This is a genomic window from Salinibacterium sp. CAN_S4 (genome assembly GCF_015752305.1).
Lineage (GTDB): Bacteria > Actinomycetota > Actinomycetes > Actinomycetales > Microbacteriaceae > Rhodoglobus.
Genome location: NZ_JADOVB010000001.1, coordinates 282,099 through 297,922 on the forward strand (window position 1 = coordinate 282,099; position 15,824 = coordinate 297,922).

15 protein-coding genes are annotated in these 15,824 nt (G+C 65.5%); 7 read left to right on the forward strand and 8 right to left on the reverse strand.

From position 1 onward, the window contains the following. The first annotated feature begins 1 nt into the window (after nt 1). A complete protein-coding gene (locus tag IWX81_RS01455; protein WP_199279503.1) occupies nt 2-1,591 on the forward strand; it encodes a stealth family protein in 1,590 nt (529 codons plus the stop codon). Here IWX81_RS01455 and IWX81_RS01460 read toward each other — a convergent pair. The 3 genes from IWX81_RS01460 to IWX81_RS01470 all read right to left on the reverse strand — a co-directional run bounded on the left by IWX81_RS01460 (nt 1,533) and on the right by IWX81_RS01470 (nt 4,686). After that, a complete protein-coding gene (locus IWX81_RS01460; protein ID WP_334592605.1) occupies nt 1,533-2,471 on the reverse strand; it encodes a phosphodiesterase in 939 nt (312 codons plus the stop codon). The two genes, IWX81_RS01455 and IWX81_RS01460, sit on opposite strands and share 59 nt — an antisense overlap. Before the next feature lie 143 nt (nt 2,472-2,614). After that, complete coding sequence (locus tag IWX81_RS01465) at nt 2,615-3,988, reverse strand: maltokinase N-terminal cap-like domain-containing protein (RefSeq protein WP_199279505.1); 1,374 nt, start codon at nt 3,986-3,988, stop codon at nt 2,615-2,617. A 71-nt stretch (nt 3,989-4,059) separates the two neighbouring features. After that, nucleotides 4,060-4,686, reverse strand: coding sequence for a hypothetical protein (locus IWX81_RS01470; RefSeq protein WP_199279506.1), 627 nt, complete (start codon nt 4,684-4,686; stop codon nt 4,060-4,062). Between the two features lie 218 nt (nt 4,687-4,904). On the opposite strand from IWX81_RS01470, the gene IWX81_RS01475 reads away from it, so the two are divergent. Next, nucleotides 4,905-6,371, forward strand: coding sequence for an aspartate ammonia-lyase (locus IWX81_RS01475; protein ID WP_199280381.1), 1,467 nt, complete (start codon nt 4,905-4,907; stop codon nt 6,369-6,371). A 23-nt stretch (nt 6,372-6,394) separates the two neighbouring features. Here the strand turns inward: IWX81_RS01475 and IWX81_RS01480 are convergent, their stop codons facing one another. The 4 genes from IWX81_RS01480 to IWX81_RS01495 form a co-directional block, all read right to left on the reverse strand. Then, on the reverse strand, nt 6,395-7,000 hold the full coding sequence (locus IWX81_RS01480) for a protoporphyrinogen oxidase (protein WP_199279507.1): 606 nt from the start codon (nt 6,998-7,000) through the stop codon (nt 6,395-6,397). 68 nt (nt 7,001-7,068) lie between these two features. Then, nucleotides 7,069-8,097 (reverse strand): YihY/virulence factor BrkB family protein, encoded by a 1,029-nt coding sequence (locus IWX81_RS01485; protein ID WP_199279508.1) that lies wholly within the window; start codon nt 8,095-8,097, stop codon nt 7,069-7,071. Then, nucleotides 8,090-8,590 (reverse strand): DUF6328 family protein, encoded by a 501-nt coding sequence (locus tag IWX81_RS01490; protein ID WP_199279509.1) that lies wholly within the window; start codon nt 8,588-8,590, stop codon nt 8,090-8,092. Before IWX81_RS01490 ends, IWX81_RS01485 begins: the two co-directional genes overlap by 8 nt. 9 nt (nt 8,591-8,599) lie before the next feature. After that, nucleotides 8,600-10,093, reverse strand: a complete 1,494-nt coding sequence (locus IWX81_RS01495) for an AlkA N-terminal domain-containing protein (protein ID WP_199279510.1) — start codon at nt 10,091-10,093, stop codon at nt 8,600-8,602. A gap of 152 nt (nt 10,094-10,245) precedes the next feature. Between IWX81_RS01495 and IWX81_RS01500 the strand changes: the two genes are divergently transcribed. The 5 genes from IWX81_RS01500 to IWX81_RS01520 all read left to right on the forward strand — a co-directional run bounded on the left by IWX81_RS01500 (nt 10,246) and on the right by IWX81_RS01520 (nt 14,685). Continuing rightward, complete coding sequence (locus IWX81_RS01500; protein ID WP_199279511.1) at nt 10,246-10,641, forward strand: TraR/DksA family transcriptional regulator; 396 nt, start codon at nt 10,246-10,248, stop codon at nt 10,639-10,641. Nucleotides 10,642-10,726: 85 nt separating this feature from the next. Continuing rightward, a complete protein-coding gene (locus tag IWX81_RS01505; protein WP_199279512.1) occupies nt 10,727-12,121 on the forward strand; it encodes an FAD-binding oxidoreductase in 1,395 nt (464 codons plus the stop codon). A 101-nt stretch (nt 12,122-12,222) separates the two neighbouring features. After that, nucleotides 12,223-12,810 (forward strand): hypothetical protein, encoded by a 588-nt coding sequence (locus IWX81_RS01510; RefSeq protein ID WP_199279513.1) that lies wholly within the window; start codon nt 12,223-12,225, stop codon nt 12,808-12,810. A 22-nt stretch (nt 12,811-12,832) separates the two neighbouring features. Further along, nucleotides 12,833-13,450 (forward strand): hypothetical protein, encoded by a 618-nt coding sequence (locus tag IWX81_RS01515; protein WP_199279514.1) that lies wholly within the window; start codon nt 12,833-12,835, stop codon nt 13,448-13,450. Beyond that, the gene (locus IWX81_RS01520; protein ID WP_334592616.1) at nt 13,447-14,685 is read left to right on the forward strand and encodes a PrsW family intramembrane metalloprotease; all 1,239 of its coding nucleotides are present in this window, start codon (nt 13,447-13,449) and stop codon (nt 14,683-14,685) included. Before IWX81_RS01515 ends, IWX81_RS01520 begins: the two co-directional genes overlap by 4 nt. Here IWX81_RS01520 and IWX81_RS01525 read toward each other — a convergent pair. Continuing rightward, complete coding sequence (locus IWX81_RS01525; protein WP_199279515.1) at nt 14,675-15,757, reverse strand: hypothetical protein; 1,083 nt, start codon at nt 15,755-15,757, stop codon at nt 14,675-14,677. The two genes, IWX81_RS01520 and IWX81_RS01525, sit on opposite strands and share 11 nt — an antisense overlap. Nucleotides 15,758-15,824: the final 67 nt, after the last annotated feature.

Below are 15,824 nucleotides of genomic sequence, written 5' to 3' on the forward strand. Positions count from 1 at the left end.
CATGTCATTGCGTGGCGTGAACTCAGGGGCACACGCCCGACTTCTGGCCCGGCCCGACGTCGTGCTGCGGAAGGGTCGCTTCACGCTGCTGAACCAGAGGCTCTCGCCGAGGGATGCCACAGTCGCCGACCTCGTCGCCATCCACGATGCCCTCGACGCTGCAGCCATCCAGCACCTCCTCGTGCGCAGGGATGACGATCGTGTCGTGATCGCCGTCGACCGGGAAAAGGTCTCCGCGATCGCTGCGGCGTTGTCTGCAGCGTTCTCCACGGAGCCGTTCTATGCGCGCGTCGGCTCAGAGCCCGCCACCCTCGTCGCCGAAGGGGGATTGTCCGAGCTGGAGCATCCCCGCATCGTCAGGCTGTACCGGCCGCGGACGACCGGCCAGGGCGGTCTTCGCTATGGTGCTGCGACAGGTGTGCGTCTCGAATTCTGGGACTTCGCGCCCGACGCCATCCATGCTCCCGCGGAGAATGCGCTCATGCGCCACAGCCTTCCCCGCTCCGAGGCCATCGATGCCACGGTCGAACTCCACGGTCGCACCTGGTCGACGCTGGGCGGCATGTTCGACATGCTGGCCAGTGACGTGACCTTCGACATCGACATCGTGTTCTCGTGGGTCGATGGCACATCGTCCGAATTCCAGCGGGCGAGGGCCCAACGCATGGAGTCGTATGTCGTCGGAGACGGGGATGACTCTGATGCGAGATTCCGCCAGATCGACGAGCTGAAGTACGCGCTGCGCAGTGTCTACCTCTACGCGCCGTGGATCCGACGCATCTTCATCGCGACAGACTCAGCGGCCCCAGCGTGGCTCGCCGATCACCCGCGCGTCACCATCGTGCGCAGTGAAGAGTTCTTCGCCGATCTCGACGCGCTCCCCACCCACAACTCCCACGCCGTCGAAAGCCAGTTGCACAGGATCGAGGGTCTCAGCGAGCACTTCCTGTACTCGAACGACGACATGTTCTTCGGGCGACCGGTCCGGCCCGACATGTTCTTTTCGCCCGGCGGCATCACCAGGTTCATCGAGGCATCCACTCGCATCGGTCTCGGTGAGCCGAACGCCGAGCGCAGCGGATTCGAGAACGCCGCGCGGGTCAATCGCGCCCTGTTGCAGCGACGGTTCGGCCGGGTCACGACTCGTCATCTCGAGCACGCGGCAACGCCGCTCAGACGCAGCGTGATGGCGGAACTCGAGCGCGAATTCCCCGAGGATTTCGCCCGCACGGCGGCCAGCGCGTTTCGTTCAAGCTCCGACATCTCGGTGACCAACTCGCTGTACCACTATTACGCCCTGATGACCGGTCGCGCGGTCGTGCAGACCGACGCAAGGGTCAGGTACGTCGAAACCACCCTCGCGAACGCTGCGGGGGAGATGGACGGCATCCTCAAGCGCAGGGGATACGACTTCTTCTGCCTGAATGACGGCAGTAAACCGGAGATCTCACTCGCGAAACGCACCAGGAACATCCGCTCGTTCCTCGAACGCTATTTCAGCATCCCGGCCGTCTGGGAAAAGGGTGTGTCGGCTACACCTTCACACGAACCGGCATTGTCATCTGCGGTTCAGGAGCTACCGGCGGGTTGATCCTGTCGGCAATCCGGATTCCGGATGCCTCGAGCCGACGGGTCGTCTCAGCGGCATCGATGTACTCGAGAGCGGCATACTCGCCGAGCGGAACCACGGAGTGCAGCACGGTGTTCTCGTAGACGTGCACCAGGTTGAACGCTCGGGCTCCGTCCCGACCCCTCGTGCCGCCGGTGGGAACATTGAGATCCTGGGTGTAGCACGTGGCCGAGGCCACCGATACCGGAATTCCGGCGAAAGTCCCGCTGGAGCTGTAGTGCAGGTGACCGGCGAGGATGCTGCGGACGTCCGAACCGAGCAGTACCTCCGCCAACCCCGCCTGGTCCCGCAACTCGACGGCCACGGCGAGGTCAAGAACGCTCGGGAGCGGCGGGTGGTGCATCGCGAGAATGGTGCCGTGCGCCGCGTGAGTGGACAGTTCCTCGGCCAGCCAGTCGAGTTGCTCGCCACTGACTTCGCCGTGGTGGTGGCCCGGGACGCTCGAGTCCAGCGTGATGACGCGCAGTCCATTGACGTCGTAGACGCGATCGACCGGGCGCGTGGTCGGCTGCTCTGCGAAGAGGTGTTCCCTGAACGCTCCGCGGTCATCGTGATTTCCCATCACCCAGATGACCTGTGCTCCGAGGCGCGCGGCGACCGGTTCGACCATCCTCCGCAGCCTGTCGTAAGCGTCGGGTTCACCCTTATCCGCAAGGTCACCCGTGAAGATGATCGCTTCGGGCCGGCCCTCAGACGCCTCGAGTTGCTCGAGCAGCTGGCGCAGGTGGATCTCGGCATCGACGCTGCCATAGAGGCTGCGACCATGGCCGAGCAGGTGAGTGTCACTGAGGTGGAGCAAAAAGTGGTCCGGCCGGGGATGTTCGGCCGTTCGGATGGTCACGGTGCGTCCATTCGGGTCACGGTGCATTCGTTGCGAGCGCACTCACTGTACTGAAGTGGATCAGCACACCGGTTGTTCGGAGCGCTAGTCACCGGCGATTCCCAGAATCGTTCACCGGACGTTCAGGCGACGTCTTTCTGGCATCAGCCTGAGACGCGCGCGCAGAGCCTTTCGATGGCGTCGACAGGGATCGACAACCAACCCGGTCGGTTCCGTGCCTCGTAGACGGTCTCGTAGAGCGCCTTGTCGATTTCGAAGGCATCAACGAGCGCCCTGCTGTGCCGGATGTCGCGGCCTGAGGCCTCGCCGTATCCGTCCTCGAAGGCTGCTCGTGCCGACTCCGCCCACTCCGGGCTGGATTCTGCCCCGCCCACCGCAAGGGAGCCAGCGACGTAGTCGAATGACCTGAGCATCCCGGCGATGTCCCGGATCGGACTGTCGAGTCGACTGCGCTCCTTCATGGGGCGCAATGGTTCACCTTCGAAGTCCACCAGCACCCACCCGCGATCCGGCACAGCCAGCACCTGACCGAGGTGATAGTCCCCGTGGATACGCTGCTGCGCTGGCCACTGCGCCAGCGACGCTCGCTCGAACACGTCGCGGATGGCTGGCTCGAACCTCGCGAGTTCCGGCACCTCGGTGATCGCATCGGCCAGCCGTCTGTGCATGGATCCGATCACCGAGTCGATGTCGTCGCGAGTGACGTCACTCGTGGGCATGTTCGCCGCGAGGGTGGCGTGCACTCCTGCCGTGGCGATACCCAGAGTCCGCGCTTCGTCGGAGAAATCGGTGCCGGCGGCAGCGGCGGCGAGGGCGACGCGCCAGGCATCCTGGACGCCGGGGAGAAACTCCTGGGCGAAGGCGAGGTGCCCGGTCGCTCTGCCCGTGACCTCACCGCGGTCGTCCCATTCGGCGAGGATGTGACCGACCGGTGGTGGGACGGCCGTCGATCCAGCCTGGGCAAGCACGGTCTGCAGTACGACATCGGGGTTCTCCCCGTCGTGGAGCGCCCGGAAGACCTTGCAGATCACCGGCGTCTCACCCTCGTGCTCGAAGATGATCGAAGTGTTGGACTGCTCGCCGGTGAGCACCCGCGACTGGAGTCCGGCAGCGACGTGGCTCGCCGTCCGTTTTCCGATTGCCCAGACGTGATCACCTTGCGACTCCGTGCCGTGGATGATGGCATCGAGAAGGGCGCCCGTGTAGGCGGGATCGTAGGGAGCATCGTAGACCCACTGGCCGCCGAACTCGCCGACCAGGGCGGCCTGATGGGGCAGTGGTTCCCGTCGGTAGGTGAGGGGAACCTGGTACAGGGCCGGTTTGCCCACGGTGTGGTCGATCACGAGGTGGGTAATCGCGCTGACGTCGGGTTCGGCGGACTCGAAGCTGACAGAGCCGATGTGTTCGAGAACCGGGATGGCGCCTTTATTCGCGAACCACCGCTGGCGGGTCATCCAGGGAGAGAGGAAGTCCAGAAAGGGCGTGTGGTCCCCGGCTGTGGCCGGTTGAAAAGTCATATTCCAGACTAGCCACGCCAGTGTCGCAACGGTCAAGCCCTTGCGGGCTCGTCGGCTCCGTGCGGTCGGGGTCAGCCGATGAGGCCCCGCGTCACGAAGGCCATATCGATGGCGGCTGGCACGGTCAGCGCGGGCAGAGTCGTGGCGGAGTCGCCGTTGGCGCTCATCCCCTGGATGGTGATGGAGTACTCGGTGTCGATGAGGTAGAGCGGCGAATCGAGATGACCATCGTCTCCGTCGCCGGCCGAGAATGTCTGCAGCACGGCATCATGGACGGCAAGTCTCGGGTCGTCGAGGGCATTCGGGAGCGTCGCATAGTTGTCGAGCTCCGGCTGCTGGAACGGGATCTTCGCGATCGTGATTCCGAGTTCGGTGGCGCCGTCGGGGCTCGTGAAGACGCAGACCCGCTGGTCATATGCCTCGGCCGCGGTGTTCGATTCCGAGGTGGAGCGATCGTACGCGAGCCCTGCGAGCACGTCGGGATGAGCTGCAGACACGGCGTCGGTGATCGCATCACAGGATGGCAGTCGGTTCGACGACGGTGCCGAGAGTGTCGACTGTGGCGTCGGGGTGGATGGCGTACCGACGAGGGGAGCAGGGGTCGACGCGGCTGGTGCCTGCGCGGTGCACCCCGTCAGGGCCGCTACGGAAACGACGAGCACGAGGGCGACCGACGGCAGTCGGCTCTGCTGGGTCATTGAACGACAATAACAACACCATCATGATGGTGAGGGTTGGCACAACGGCCACGAGCCTCGCCCGTAGAGTGGGCGTATCGCCAGTCGAAGGAGATGACACGATGGATGCCACGCCACAAGCGACCGGATCGGCAACTCAGGCCCACCACAGCCAGCACGACCGCAGCACAGACTCAGCGCAGAGTATCGCGGGGGATGAGAACTCGCCCCGCAGGGCCATGGAGACAGCTCTCGAGCTGACCGACGGCACGCGCGAGGAGCAGGACTCGCTGGGACGCATGACGATCCCGGCGTCGGCGTACTGGGGCATCCACACGGCGCGCGCGCTGGAGAACTTTCCCATTACTCGCCGTGCCATCTACAACTACCCCGACCTGATCCGCGCTCTGGCGAAGGTCAAACAGGCCGCAGCGCGGGCCAATGCCGAGATCGGCGTGCTCGAGCCGGAGAAGGCGGACGTCATCGATCGGGTGTGCCAGGAGATCTTCGACGGAGCACTCCACGCCGAGTTCAGGGTCGGCGTGATCCAGGGCGGTGCCGGCACATCGACCAACATGAATGCCAATGAGGTGATCGCCAACCGCGGGCTCGAGCTCATGGGCTTCGAGAAGGGCGACTACGCGAAGCTCAGCCCGATCGACGACGTCAACCGCAGCCAGAGCACGAACGACGTCTATCCCACGGCGATCAAGCTGGCCATGGTATTCGGTGTGCAGAGACTGCTCGCGGAGCACCAGTTGCTGACAGCATCCTTCGCCGCCAAGGGTCGGGAGTTCAACCACGTCCTGAAGATCGGGCGCACCCAGCTGCAGGATGCCGTGCCGATGACCCTCGGCCAGGAGTTCTCGGGCTTCGCCCACACGCTCGCCGAGGACTATGACAGGTTGACCGAGACCATTCCGTGGCTCAACGAGATCAACATGGGCGCGACGGCCATCGGCACGGGAATCACCGCAGACTCCCGCTACGCGGCCGCGGTGTGCCGGCACCTGATCGATGCCACGGGCATCCACATGGAGACCGCCGCCGACCTCATCGAGGCGACGAGCGACGCCGGCATCTTCATGACCCTCAGCGGCACCCTGAAGCGTGCAGCGGTCAAGCTGTCCAAGATCTGCAACGACCTCAGGCTGCTCTCGAGCGGACCGCAGGCCGGGATCGGTGAGATCAACCTGCCTGCGCGCCAGGCCGGATCGTCGATCATGCCGGGCAAGGTGAATCCGGTGATCCCCGAGGTCGTCAACCAGGTCGCTTTCAGCGTCATCGGGGCGGATGCCACGGTCACGGCGGCCGCGGAGGGCGGGCAGCTCCAGCTCAACGCATTCGAGCCCGTCATCGCGCACAGCATCCTGCAATCGCTGTCGTGGATGACCAACGCCTGCTATACGCTCCGTGTCAACTGCGTCGACGGCATCACCGCCAATATCGAGCGGCTCGCGATGCAGGTCGAGACGAGTGTCGGAGTGGTCACGGCTCTGACTCCGTACATCGGCTACGCGGCTGCGGCCACGCTCGCACACACCGCGCTGACGACCAAGGAGTCGATCGCCGATCTCGTGGTGTCGACGGGGCTCATGACGAAGGAGAAAGTCGCCCAGGTGTTATCGCCTGAGCGACTCAGCGGCATGGTGGCGAACACTGCCGCGATCACGCTTCCCGTGCTGCCCCGGCACGTCGCCGACTAGCGCGGGCTGGGCAACAGGGCGATTCAATTCTTCGAATCATCCTCGTCGTCGATGACGTCGAGGGCCTCGTCGCGCGCTTCCCCGGCGTTGGCCACGGCGTTGTCGACGACTGTCCCGCTGCGGTCCTTGAGGTCTGCCGCGACATCGTTGGCCTTCTCGGCGACATCCCGGGCGGTCGTCACAGTCTTGTCCGCCACGTCGACGGCGACGGTAGCGGTCTTGTCTGCGACATCCTTGGCCGTTTTGGCAGTCTTGTCTGCGATGGTTTTCGCGGTGGAGACGGTCCTGTCCGCCACATCCTTTGCAGCTGCCGCTGTCCTGTCGGCGACATCCTTGGCGGTGCTTGCGGTCCTGTCTGCCACGTCCTTGGCCGTGTCTGAGACCTTGACAGTCACGTCGTGGGCGATCCCCGGTGCAGCTTTCGCGGCGGCCTCGGCGCGCTCCCGGATGATCGGAGCCTGCTGGCGGGCGTACGCCTCGACGTCGAGGCGTGTCTTGGCCACTCGAGGGTTCTCCCAGAGCCTGATCGCCTGGGCCTTCATCCAGTCATAACGTTCACGACCGGCGTGCGAGCCCAGGAGGTACCCGATCGAGACTCCGACACCGACGACGAAAAGTTTGCGCTTCATGCTTCCACCATAAGCGGGGCCGGTCCCTGGTGTGAACCGCAGTCGGCATTGCGCCGTCTGCACGCCGGTCATCCGTCGGCCTGTGCCGCCCGTTCGCGAATCGCCCGTCCGTCGGCTACGTCCTGCGCCCGCTGCCTGGCGAGCATGAGATTGCGGGTGGTGTCACGCATCGGAAGCTGGACGATCTCCTCTGCCGCGATTCCCGAGCCCAGCTGGCGCAGCCGTACGACTTCGGCGTCGACTTCTGCCCCGAGCACGAGCACGAAGTTGGTGATGTACAACCAGACGAGCACAGCGAGACCGCCGCCGAGCCATCCGTAGATCCGGTCATACGTTCCCACATTGGTCACGTACAGGGCGAAGACGGCCGTTGCGAGTGACCAGGCGACGATCGCGAACAGGGCGCCGAAGCTGACCCAGCGCATGCGCTGATGACGCACATTCGGCGTGAAGTAGTACAACACCGCCATGAGCAGTGTGACGAGGATCAGAAGCGCGGGCCAGCGGAGGATGGACCATACCGTAAGCCAGGGCTCGCCGATGCCGACGGCATCGCCGATCGCCGAGGCGACGGTCGGGGTCGTCACGAGCAGCACGATGATCGCGGCGAAGACGACGAGCAGGAACGTTGCGAGGATCATCATGAGGCCGCGGAACTTCCAGATCTGGCGCCCTTCCTGCACCTCGTACACGCTGTTGACGGCACGGCCGAACGCCGTCGAGAAGCTCGACAGCGACCAGATCGAGAGCACGAGCCCGATGCCGAGAGCGAGCCCAGGGTTTGCGATGGTGAACAGCTGTGTGATCGGTTCGCGCAGCGTGACGACGGTGGAATTCTGCGCTACCTCGTCGATGATGCCCAGGATCACGGCAGCGGCGTCGCGCTTGCCCTCGGCCAGCGCGAAGACGGAGACCACGGCCAGGGCTGCAGGGAAGATCGCAAGCGCGGAGAAGAACGTGAGCGCGGCCGCGGAGTCGAGCCCCCGATGTCGCACAAAGCCGTGCCACGTGCGGCGGGCCGCATATCTCCATGCCTCGCGAGGCAGACCCCGACTGGACTGTGCTCTTATTCGCGCTTCCTCGTCGGTATCAGTCACTGTCGTGCCTGATCCGTGCCGCCGTCGGCATCACCAACCACGCCACGATGACGGCGACCAGGGCCCCGACGCCGGCGACCAGTCCCGCCATCTGACCAGCCACCACGTCGAAGATCAGCACCGCCGTGCCGACGAGCGTGAGGCCGACCGCGGCGATGGTGGCGATGAGCACCCGGTTGCCGATCCGGACGATCGAGGCTTTAGCGCCGAGACGGAAGAGCGTCCTGTGCAGCGCCACGGGAGCCAGAGCGAGGATGGTGGCGATGACCGCGACCACGACGAGTGCGAGGTAGATGGTCACCTGGCTCGGGCTGAGATCGGCGAACCTCGGCTGGAACGCCAGGGTGAGCAGGAATCCCGTCAGCACCTGGGTGCCCGTCTGGATGACCCGAAGCTCCTGGAGGATCTCGAGCCATTGGCGGTCGTCGCGCTCATTCACGGATTCGTCTCGACCGTCGCCGGCATCCGGGTAGAGGGGGTTGTCGCGGGTCATCCGACGATCCTATGACGACGGCGACCGACGTCGTTTCGGCGCGGCGGGCGGCCGCGCCCTCCAGAGGTGCAGTCCCGCGTAGCTCCGCCAGGGCGCCCAGCTCGCGCCGTGACGCGCCAGGCCCGCTGCCGTCGATGGCAAACCCAGGTGCGCGGCGCTCTGCTGCATGACGAGATCGGTCGAGAGCAGGATGTCGGGGTTGCCGAGCACCCGCATGGCGACATAGCCGGCGGTCCACGGCCCGATGCCAGGAAGGGCGACGAGTCGCGCCGTGAGTTCTTCAGTCGATAGACCCAGATCGAGCTGGAGCTGCCCGCTGGCCATGGCTTCGGCAGCACCGAGGATAGTGCTCACTCTCGAGGCCGGTCCCCGCAGTACTCCGCGCCCGCCCTCGGCCAGTTGACGTGCGGTGGGAAATAATCCGTCTGTGCCGAGTTCACGCGTGATGGTCCCCAGTACCGTCCTCGCCGCGGCCACCGAGATCTGCTGGCCGACCAGAGTGCGGAACAGCGCTTCGTCCGCGTCCACGGCGCCGGGAAGTCGCAGTCCGGGAAGAGCTGAGACGAGCGGGCCGAGCTGGTCATCGGCGCCCAGCGCTTCGTCGATGGCGACGGAATCCGCGTCGAGGTCGAACAGCCTGCGTACGCGGGACACGAGAGCTGGGACATCCGAGACATCGTGCAGGTGTGCGACACAGAGGATTCCATCACCATCGAGGGTCATGCGCACCCCTGCGACGCCGGACGGCAGGCGCAGTTTTCGTTCGAAGGATGAGGCGTCGCCCGACTCCAGCCCGGACACAGCGTGGTCGGCGAAAAAGCTCATGAGGCCGGCACCGTCGAATGGTGCACGCGCCGGCAGCCTCAGGGTGATGCTGGTGGCATCCGTTCGGCTTTCCGTCACAGGGCGACCGGAGCGACCGCGTCTCGCGAGAGTACGAAGCGCCGTCGGGGTCGACTCATAGACCGACTGGATGGTGTCGTTGAACTGCCTGATGCTCGAGAAACCGGCGGCGAAGGCGACGTCGGCGACCGACAGCTCGGTGGAGGCAAGCAGGTGCCTGGCGCTCTGGGCGCGGTGGGCACGAGCGAGCGACAGCGGGCCGGCACCGAGCTCGGCCTGCAGCACCCGAGTGAGATGTCTCGACGTGTAGCCGAGTCGGCTGGCGAGCCCTCCCACGCCCTCGCGCTCGATGACGCCGTCGGTGATGAGCCGCATGGCCCTGGACGCCAGGTCGTCGCTGAGGTTCCATTCGGGGGAGCCGGGCACGGCATCCGGCTGGCATCGCTTGCAGGCGCGAAGCCCAGCGTCGTGGGCCGCCGCGGCTGTGCGGTAGAAGCTCACGTTCTTCGCCTGGGGTGTCATCGCTGCGCAACTCGGCCGACAGTAGATGCCGGTGGAATGCACTCCGGTGATGAACTGCCCGTCGAACCGGGAGTCCCTGGACGATAGAGCGCGATACCGTTCCTCGAAGCGGGAGTCTGCGTGTGTCTGGCCTGCCATGACCACAGCATCACATGACCCACCGACAGTGACTAGCGGGATTCGGACACCACAGCTCCGCGCGCCGCTGAACCCAGAGACAGGGGTGTAACTCATCCGGGTGCCAAGGTCAAGGCCTGTCAGGATGCTGCGCCGTCGGCTTGACTGTGCGAGTGAGCGCAGAACTGACCAGTCCCAAGGCCGACAACGGCCGCCCCCTGACTACCCAGCAGCAGGCGCGCATGCGTGCGAGGCTCGTGGATGACCTGCAGGAAGCTCGCGAGCTCGAAGCGCGATTGCGGGGCGATGTCGCAGCCGGCATCGCGTCCCGACGTGGTTCGACCAACGACGAGGTGGACGACCCCGAAGGCGCCAACACGGCATTCGAGGGCGCGCAGTCGAACGCGATGGCGCAGCACACGAAACGCCACATCGACGAGATCCTCGCGGCGATGGTCAGGCTCGACGAAGGCACGTACGGCCTGTGCGAACGATGTGGCACAGCGATCTCCAAGCCGAGGCTCGACGCACGACCGGCCACCGCGTTCTGCATCAGCTGCGCAGCCTGATCCAGGGCTCTTCCCGCAACCGCACAGACCGACCGCACTGACGCGGCTTCCGTGGTCCGCCCGGCGACCGTGGCAGTATTGCTGGATGACCGTCTCCACACCTGCGCGGATCACCACGCGAGAGGTTCTCGCCCAGCTCGTCGATGAGCTGGGGGATGCCGTATCCACCGCTGCCGGCGATCTCGCGGTCGTCCGCTCGGACAGATCCGGCCACGTTTCTGACGCGCCTCCGATTGCGGTCGTCACCGCCAGGTCTGTCGACGACGTGCGGGCCGTGATGCGCATAGCCACGTCGACCGGAACCGCAGTGGTGACGCGAGGTGCCGGCACCGGTCTCGCCGGCGGAGCCATCGCGACAGGGGGTGAGATCGTGTTATCCACTCTCGCCATGAATCGGCTTCTCGACGTGTCGGTCGATGACGAGCTCGCGGTGGTCGAGGCCGGAATCATCAATGCCGACCTCAACACTCAACTCGCTCCGCACGGGCTGTGGTTCACGCCCGACCCTGCCAGCCGCGCGATCTCCACGGTCGGCGGCAACATCGCCACCAACGCCGGCGGGCTGCTGTGCGCGAAGTACGGGGTCACTCGGGAGTCGGTACTCGGGCTTTCGGTCGTGATGGCCGATGGGCGGCTGATGGAATTCGGGCACCGCACGGTCAAGGGCGTCACCGGGCTCGACCTGACGGCGCTCATGATCGGCTCCGAAGGAACTCTCGGGGTCATCGTCGGGGCAACAGTCAAACTCCGCAGACTCGTGACGGGAGCCGTCGCGGTGCTGAGCGCCAGATTCGCCACGGTGGATGATGCGGCAAGGGCCGCGGCGGTCGTGAGCTCGGCCGGGCTGCGGCCGGCGCTCATGGAGCTGATCGGGGAGAGCGCCATGGCCGGCATCTCCGCGCATCTGAGGATGGAGCATCCTGGAGGCTCCCGGCTCATCATCCAGACAGACGGTCCCGGCGCGGCCAGCGAGGCCGACGCGATCGAAGCGATCATCACATCGCTGGGCGGTGAGTGCGAGCTGTCGATGGACCCCGCGGAGGGCGAGAGGCTGTTCTCCATCAGGAGGGCGTTCCACCCCGCCATGGCGGCGCTCGGGACTGTGTTGATCGAGGATGTCTGCGTGCCACGCAGCCAGTTGCCCGCCATGTTCGCGGCCATCGGGGAGATCGAGAAGAAGTACGACGTGATCATCCCGACCGTGGCGCACGCGGGCGACGGAAACCTGCACCCGAACTTCGTGTTCGAGGGTGGCGGCGCCGACGGTACTCAGGTGCCCGCTGACATCTGGGCCGCCGCGGGTGAACTCTTCCAGGCGGCGCTGCGGCTGGGCGGCACCCTGACCGGCGAACACGGTGTCGGGCTGCTCAAGCGCCGGTGGCTGCGCGACGAGCTCGGCGATGAGCAACTGCAGTTGCAGCGGCAGATCAAGCAGGTGTTCGATCCGCTCGGAATCCTGAATCCGGGCAAGGTGTTCTGACAGCCGCCTGTCAGGAATAACCCGGCCCGACCTGCTGTTATGTCGGTATGACCGCTTCCAGAACGCCGCGCATTGTGAGACAGCACCTTGAGGGTGGTGATGTGCGAGTGCGCGTCGGCGCGCTGGGAATCAGCGCTCTCGGAACCCAGGTCGCTGGGACAATCGAAGCCGTGAGCTCGGAAACCGCAGGATTCGCCAGGAACGACAGGGTCGCCTTTCGGTCCCTTGCGCCGACATCATCGCCGACTGTCGTCGTCGCGGAGCGGGACCTGATCGGAATTCCCTCCGACGTATCCCTCGACTCGGCTGCTGCCATCTTCCCCTGTGCCCTGCTGGCTCGCACCGTCGTCAGGCAGGTCCACGCGATCGGGCGCGGAACTCGCGTCGCCGTCACCGATGTGTCCGTCATCGCTCCGTTCGTGACGGCGTGGGTCGAGCACATGGGTGGCGCTGTCATTGCGGTCGGGGAATCCGCGGCAGCGGATGTCGTAATCTCGGGCCAGAGCATCCGTTCAGCCCTCGGAATCCGGTCTGGCCATGGGCTGGCACAGCAGGCGGCTGCTGACGTCTTTGCCGCCATGCGCGCCGGTGCCTTCGACTCGATCGCCCTGAGTTCCGTCGCCGAGGCCAGGAATGGCTCACGGTCTCCAGTTCTGCTGCGCCCGGCCGAGGTGACGCTCGCCGCCTGAATCGCGCCGCTAAGGTCGGTTCATGTCGAGTTTCGAATTCATCAGCCTGGCCGTCTGGGTCGGGATCGTCGCTCTGCAACTCGCAGAGCTGACGCTCACGGCCAGCAAGGTTCCGCAGCTGTCGTCGTTCAGCGTGCTGCGTGATGAGGTGCAGGATGCCGCGGGCGCGAGGCTCTCGGCCGACCAGCTCGGCGACTTCCGCCGGCGGCTCGTCGCCCTCGACGAACGCGAGGCGCTGCGTGCCGTGCCCCAGTCCCGCGGATCCAACGCCCAGCTCTGGCGGGGAGTCCCGTGGCAGCTCGCGGCGGTCGCGTTCTCTTTCCTCCCCGCGCTCGCACTTCTCGTCAACGGCCCGGTGGTCGTCGTCGTGCTCGTGGGGTTGCTGCTGCCGGTGATCAGCTACGTGCTCGCACTCGCGGTGGCCCGGGCATCCGTCGCCGCCGCTGGCGCACGCTCGAACCTCCACTCGCACCAGCGCGCAGAGATCGCGGAACTGCTCGACACCGCCGCGAAATCGTCGCGCCAGAAGGTGGCGGGCCTGGGCGACCGTGTCGCGCGGGCCCTTCAGATCCTGCGGGAACAACAGGCAGAGAAACCCGAGAAGCCCGAGAGACCAGACACAGCGAGGAACTCGAATTGAGCAACCCCACACAGAGCACTCCCGACCTGACGGCATCGTCGGGACGGCACGCCGGCGAGCCCGCAAGCGCACCGACGGGGTTCGCGCATGACTCCGTGGTTCCCGCTCAGCCGGCGTCCGCGCCGAAGCCGACGAACGTGACCCTGGTGCTGGGGATCGTCGGTGTGGTGGTGCTCTCCGTGCTCGCGCTGGGGGTCGCTGGATATCTCGTGATGGGGCTCGGGGGTGATGCCGTCGCCCTGGGTGGGGTGATGGCTCTGATCCCGCTCGCCATCGTGTTCTTCGGCGTGCGCTGGATCGACCGCTGGGAACGTGAACCGAGGCTCGCTGTGCTGTTCGCGTTTCTGTGGGGTGCTGCGGTCGCCGTGATCATCGCCCTTGTCGTAGGCGACGGCGTCGATCCGTTGATCACCCTCATCTCCCAGGGTGATGAGCAGGTGTACCAGTTCATCGGAGCGGCCATCCAGGCTCCGCTCGTGGAGGAGTCTGCCAAGGGACTCGGGCTGCTCGTGATCTTCATCGCGGCTCGGAGGTACTTCGACGGCCCTGTCGACGGTATCGTCTACGCGGCCTGGGTGGCTGGTGGTTTCGCTTTCACCGAGAACATCCTCTACTTCGGGTCACAGTTGCTCGACGCCGGTACAGCTTTTTCTCCGGATGTCGCGTTCCTCTTCTTCGTGCGGGGAGTGATGTCACCCTTCGCCCATGTGATGTTCACCATGTTCATAGGCCTCGCGCTGGGCATCGCGGCCCGCCGCGGGAGTGGCATCCCCGCGACATTCGGACTGTTCCTCATCGGGTTGATCCCCGCGATGCTGTTGCACGCGCTGTGGAACGGTGCCCTGTTCTTCGTCAACGACTTCTTCGGTTACTACGTGATTGTGCAGTTCCCGCTCTTCGTTCTCGCGATAGTGCTCGTCAGGTTCCTGCGGAAGCAGGAGGCGAAACTCACGTTCGACCGGCTCAGCGAATACGCGGCAGTCGGGTGGTTCGCGCACGACGAGATTCCGGCCCTCGCCACGGCACAGGGTCGGCGCCAGGCGCTGGCGTGGGCCACGCGCAATGGAAGGCGGTCGGCCATGAAGCAATACATCACGGATGCCACGAAACTCGCCTTCACCCGCCAGCGCATCATCACCGGCAGGGGCGGGATCGGTGCCGTGGCCGATGAGGCCGCCATGCTCGCCGATATCGTCGAATCCCGCCGGAAGCTGGCGGGCAGCGTTACCGGCTGAGCGCGGCGGTAATGAAGGGAATGACGGCGAAGGCGGTCACGAAGATTCCGATCACGATGACGGCGGACAGCGGGAACTTCAGCTTCAGCCGCTGGCCGGCAGGCGCCACGACATTGGCCCTGGCATCCTGAATTCGCGCATCCGCGTACCTGTCCGTCTGGCTGAGGGTCTTTGCACCGACGGTGTCCACGATCCTGAGTAGCCGCTCGTGGACGGCGGGCTGCATCATGTCGAAAGGTGCGGCCGAGTAGACGAACATCCACGAGTCGATGATCTCGACGTCGAACGGTGCAGCGTTGTCGATGAGCAGTGCCATGAGATCCGGGGTGAAGACGTAGAGCGCATCACGCTCGTACTGCCGAGGGCAATACAGGGTGAAGTAGTTGTCGAAGTCGCCTTCGAGGGAGAGCACCTGCTCTTTCTGGAACGACGCGGGAAGATTCGTTCCTCCGAACAAACCGTTGTTCGCCCGGGAGTCGAGCACCATGTGGGGGAGGGCCCTGTCGAGCTGAAGGGCCAGGAAACCCCAATTGTGTGTCGACTGGTTCTTGCCGCCGCCGGTGACATAGCGATAGTTCCCATAGTCGAGGAACCGGCTCGTCACCGACCGCAGGTGGTCGCGGGATTCCCGGTTTCGTCCGTTCGAGAAGATCGCCCCCGGGTAGCGGGGCTCGGGGTCCCGCGGCGAGAAGATCATGCCGTTCGCGCTCGCGAAGCCATCCATCCGGAACAGCTTCTCCCAGTACCGGCCGTTCGCACGCCGCACGACCAGCACGGCGCTCACCACTATCGTGCCCACGATTCCGGCCACGATCACCGGGAACGGCACAACGGTAGCGAGGTCACCAGGGCCACTGCGTGGCGAGGAGAAAAACAGCACCCGGGCCAGTGTGCTCAGCACAGTCGCCGCGATCACCCCGAACACGACGAAGAACATCGCGAGGATGACCCCCTGGATCACGAAGGGAACCGCAGAGTACTGCTGGCGCGCCCGGTCCGATGAGCGGAAGGCCGACATCTCGGCCGAAGTGACGGGTGCGGTCAGGGGAGCGTAATCTGTGCCGCGATTCATGGGAGTCATGTTACGGCTCATGCCGACCGGGACTCGGCAGATAGAGAGTCGGCCGTTAGAGACTCCG

Bases quoted from the DNA above. Each gene is read 5' to 3' on its own strand.
- IWX81_RS01455 (WP_199279503.1), top strand. From the start codon at position 2: ATGTCATTGCGTGGCGTGAACTCAGGGGCACACGCCCGACTTCTGGCC.
- IWX81_RS01480 (WP_199279507.1), bottom strand. From the start codon at position 7,000: ATGAAGCGCAAACTTTTCGTCGTCGGTGTCGGAGTCTCGATCGGGTAC.
- IWX81_RS01505 (WP_199279512.1), top strand. From the start codon at position 10,727: ATGACCGTCTCCACACCTGCGCGGATCACCACGCGAGAGGTTCTCGCC.
- IWX81_RS01490 (WP_199279509.1), bottom strand. From the start codon at position 8,590: ATGACCCGCGACAACCCCCTCTACCCGGATGCCGGCGACGGTCGAGAC.
- IWX81_RS01465 (WP_199279505.1), bottom strand. From the start codon at position 3,988: ATGACTTTTCAACCGGCCACAGCCGGGGACCACACGCCCTTTCTGGAC.
- IWX81_RS01515 (WP_199279514.1), top strand. From the start codon at position 12,833: ATGTCGAGTTTCGAATTCATCAGCCTGGCCGTCTGGGTCGGGATCGTC.
- IWX81_RS01495 (WP_199279510.1), bottom strand. From the start codon at position 10,093: ATGGCAGGCCAGACACACGCAGACTCCCGCTTCGAGGAACGGTATCGC.
- IWX81_RS01475 (WP_199280381.1), top strand. From the start codon at position 4,905: ATGGAGACAGCTCTCGAGCTGACCGACGGCACGCGCGAGGAGCAGGAC.
- IWX81_RS01470 (WP_199279506.1), bottom strand. From the start codon at position 4,686: ATGACCCAGCAGAGCCGACTGCCGTCGGTCGCCCTCGTGCTCGTCGTT.
- IWX81_RS01525 (WP_199279515.1), bottom strand. From the start codon at position 15,757: ATGAATCGCGGCACAGATTACGCTCCCCTGACCGCACCCGTCACTTCG.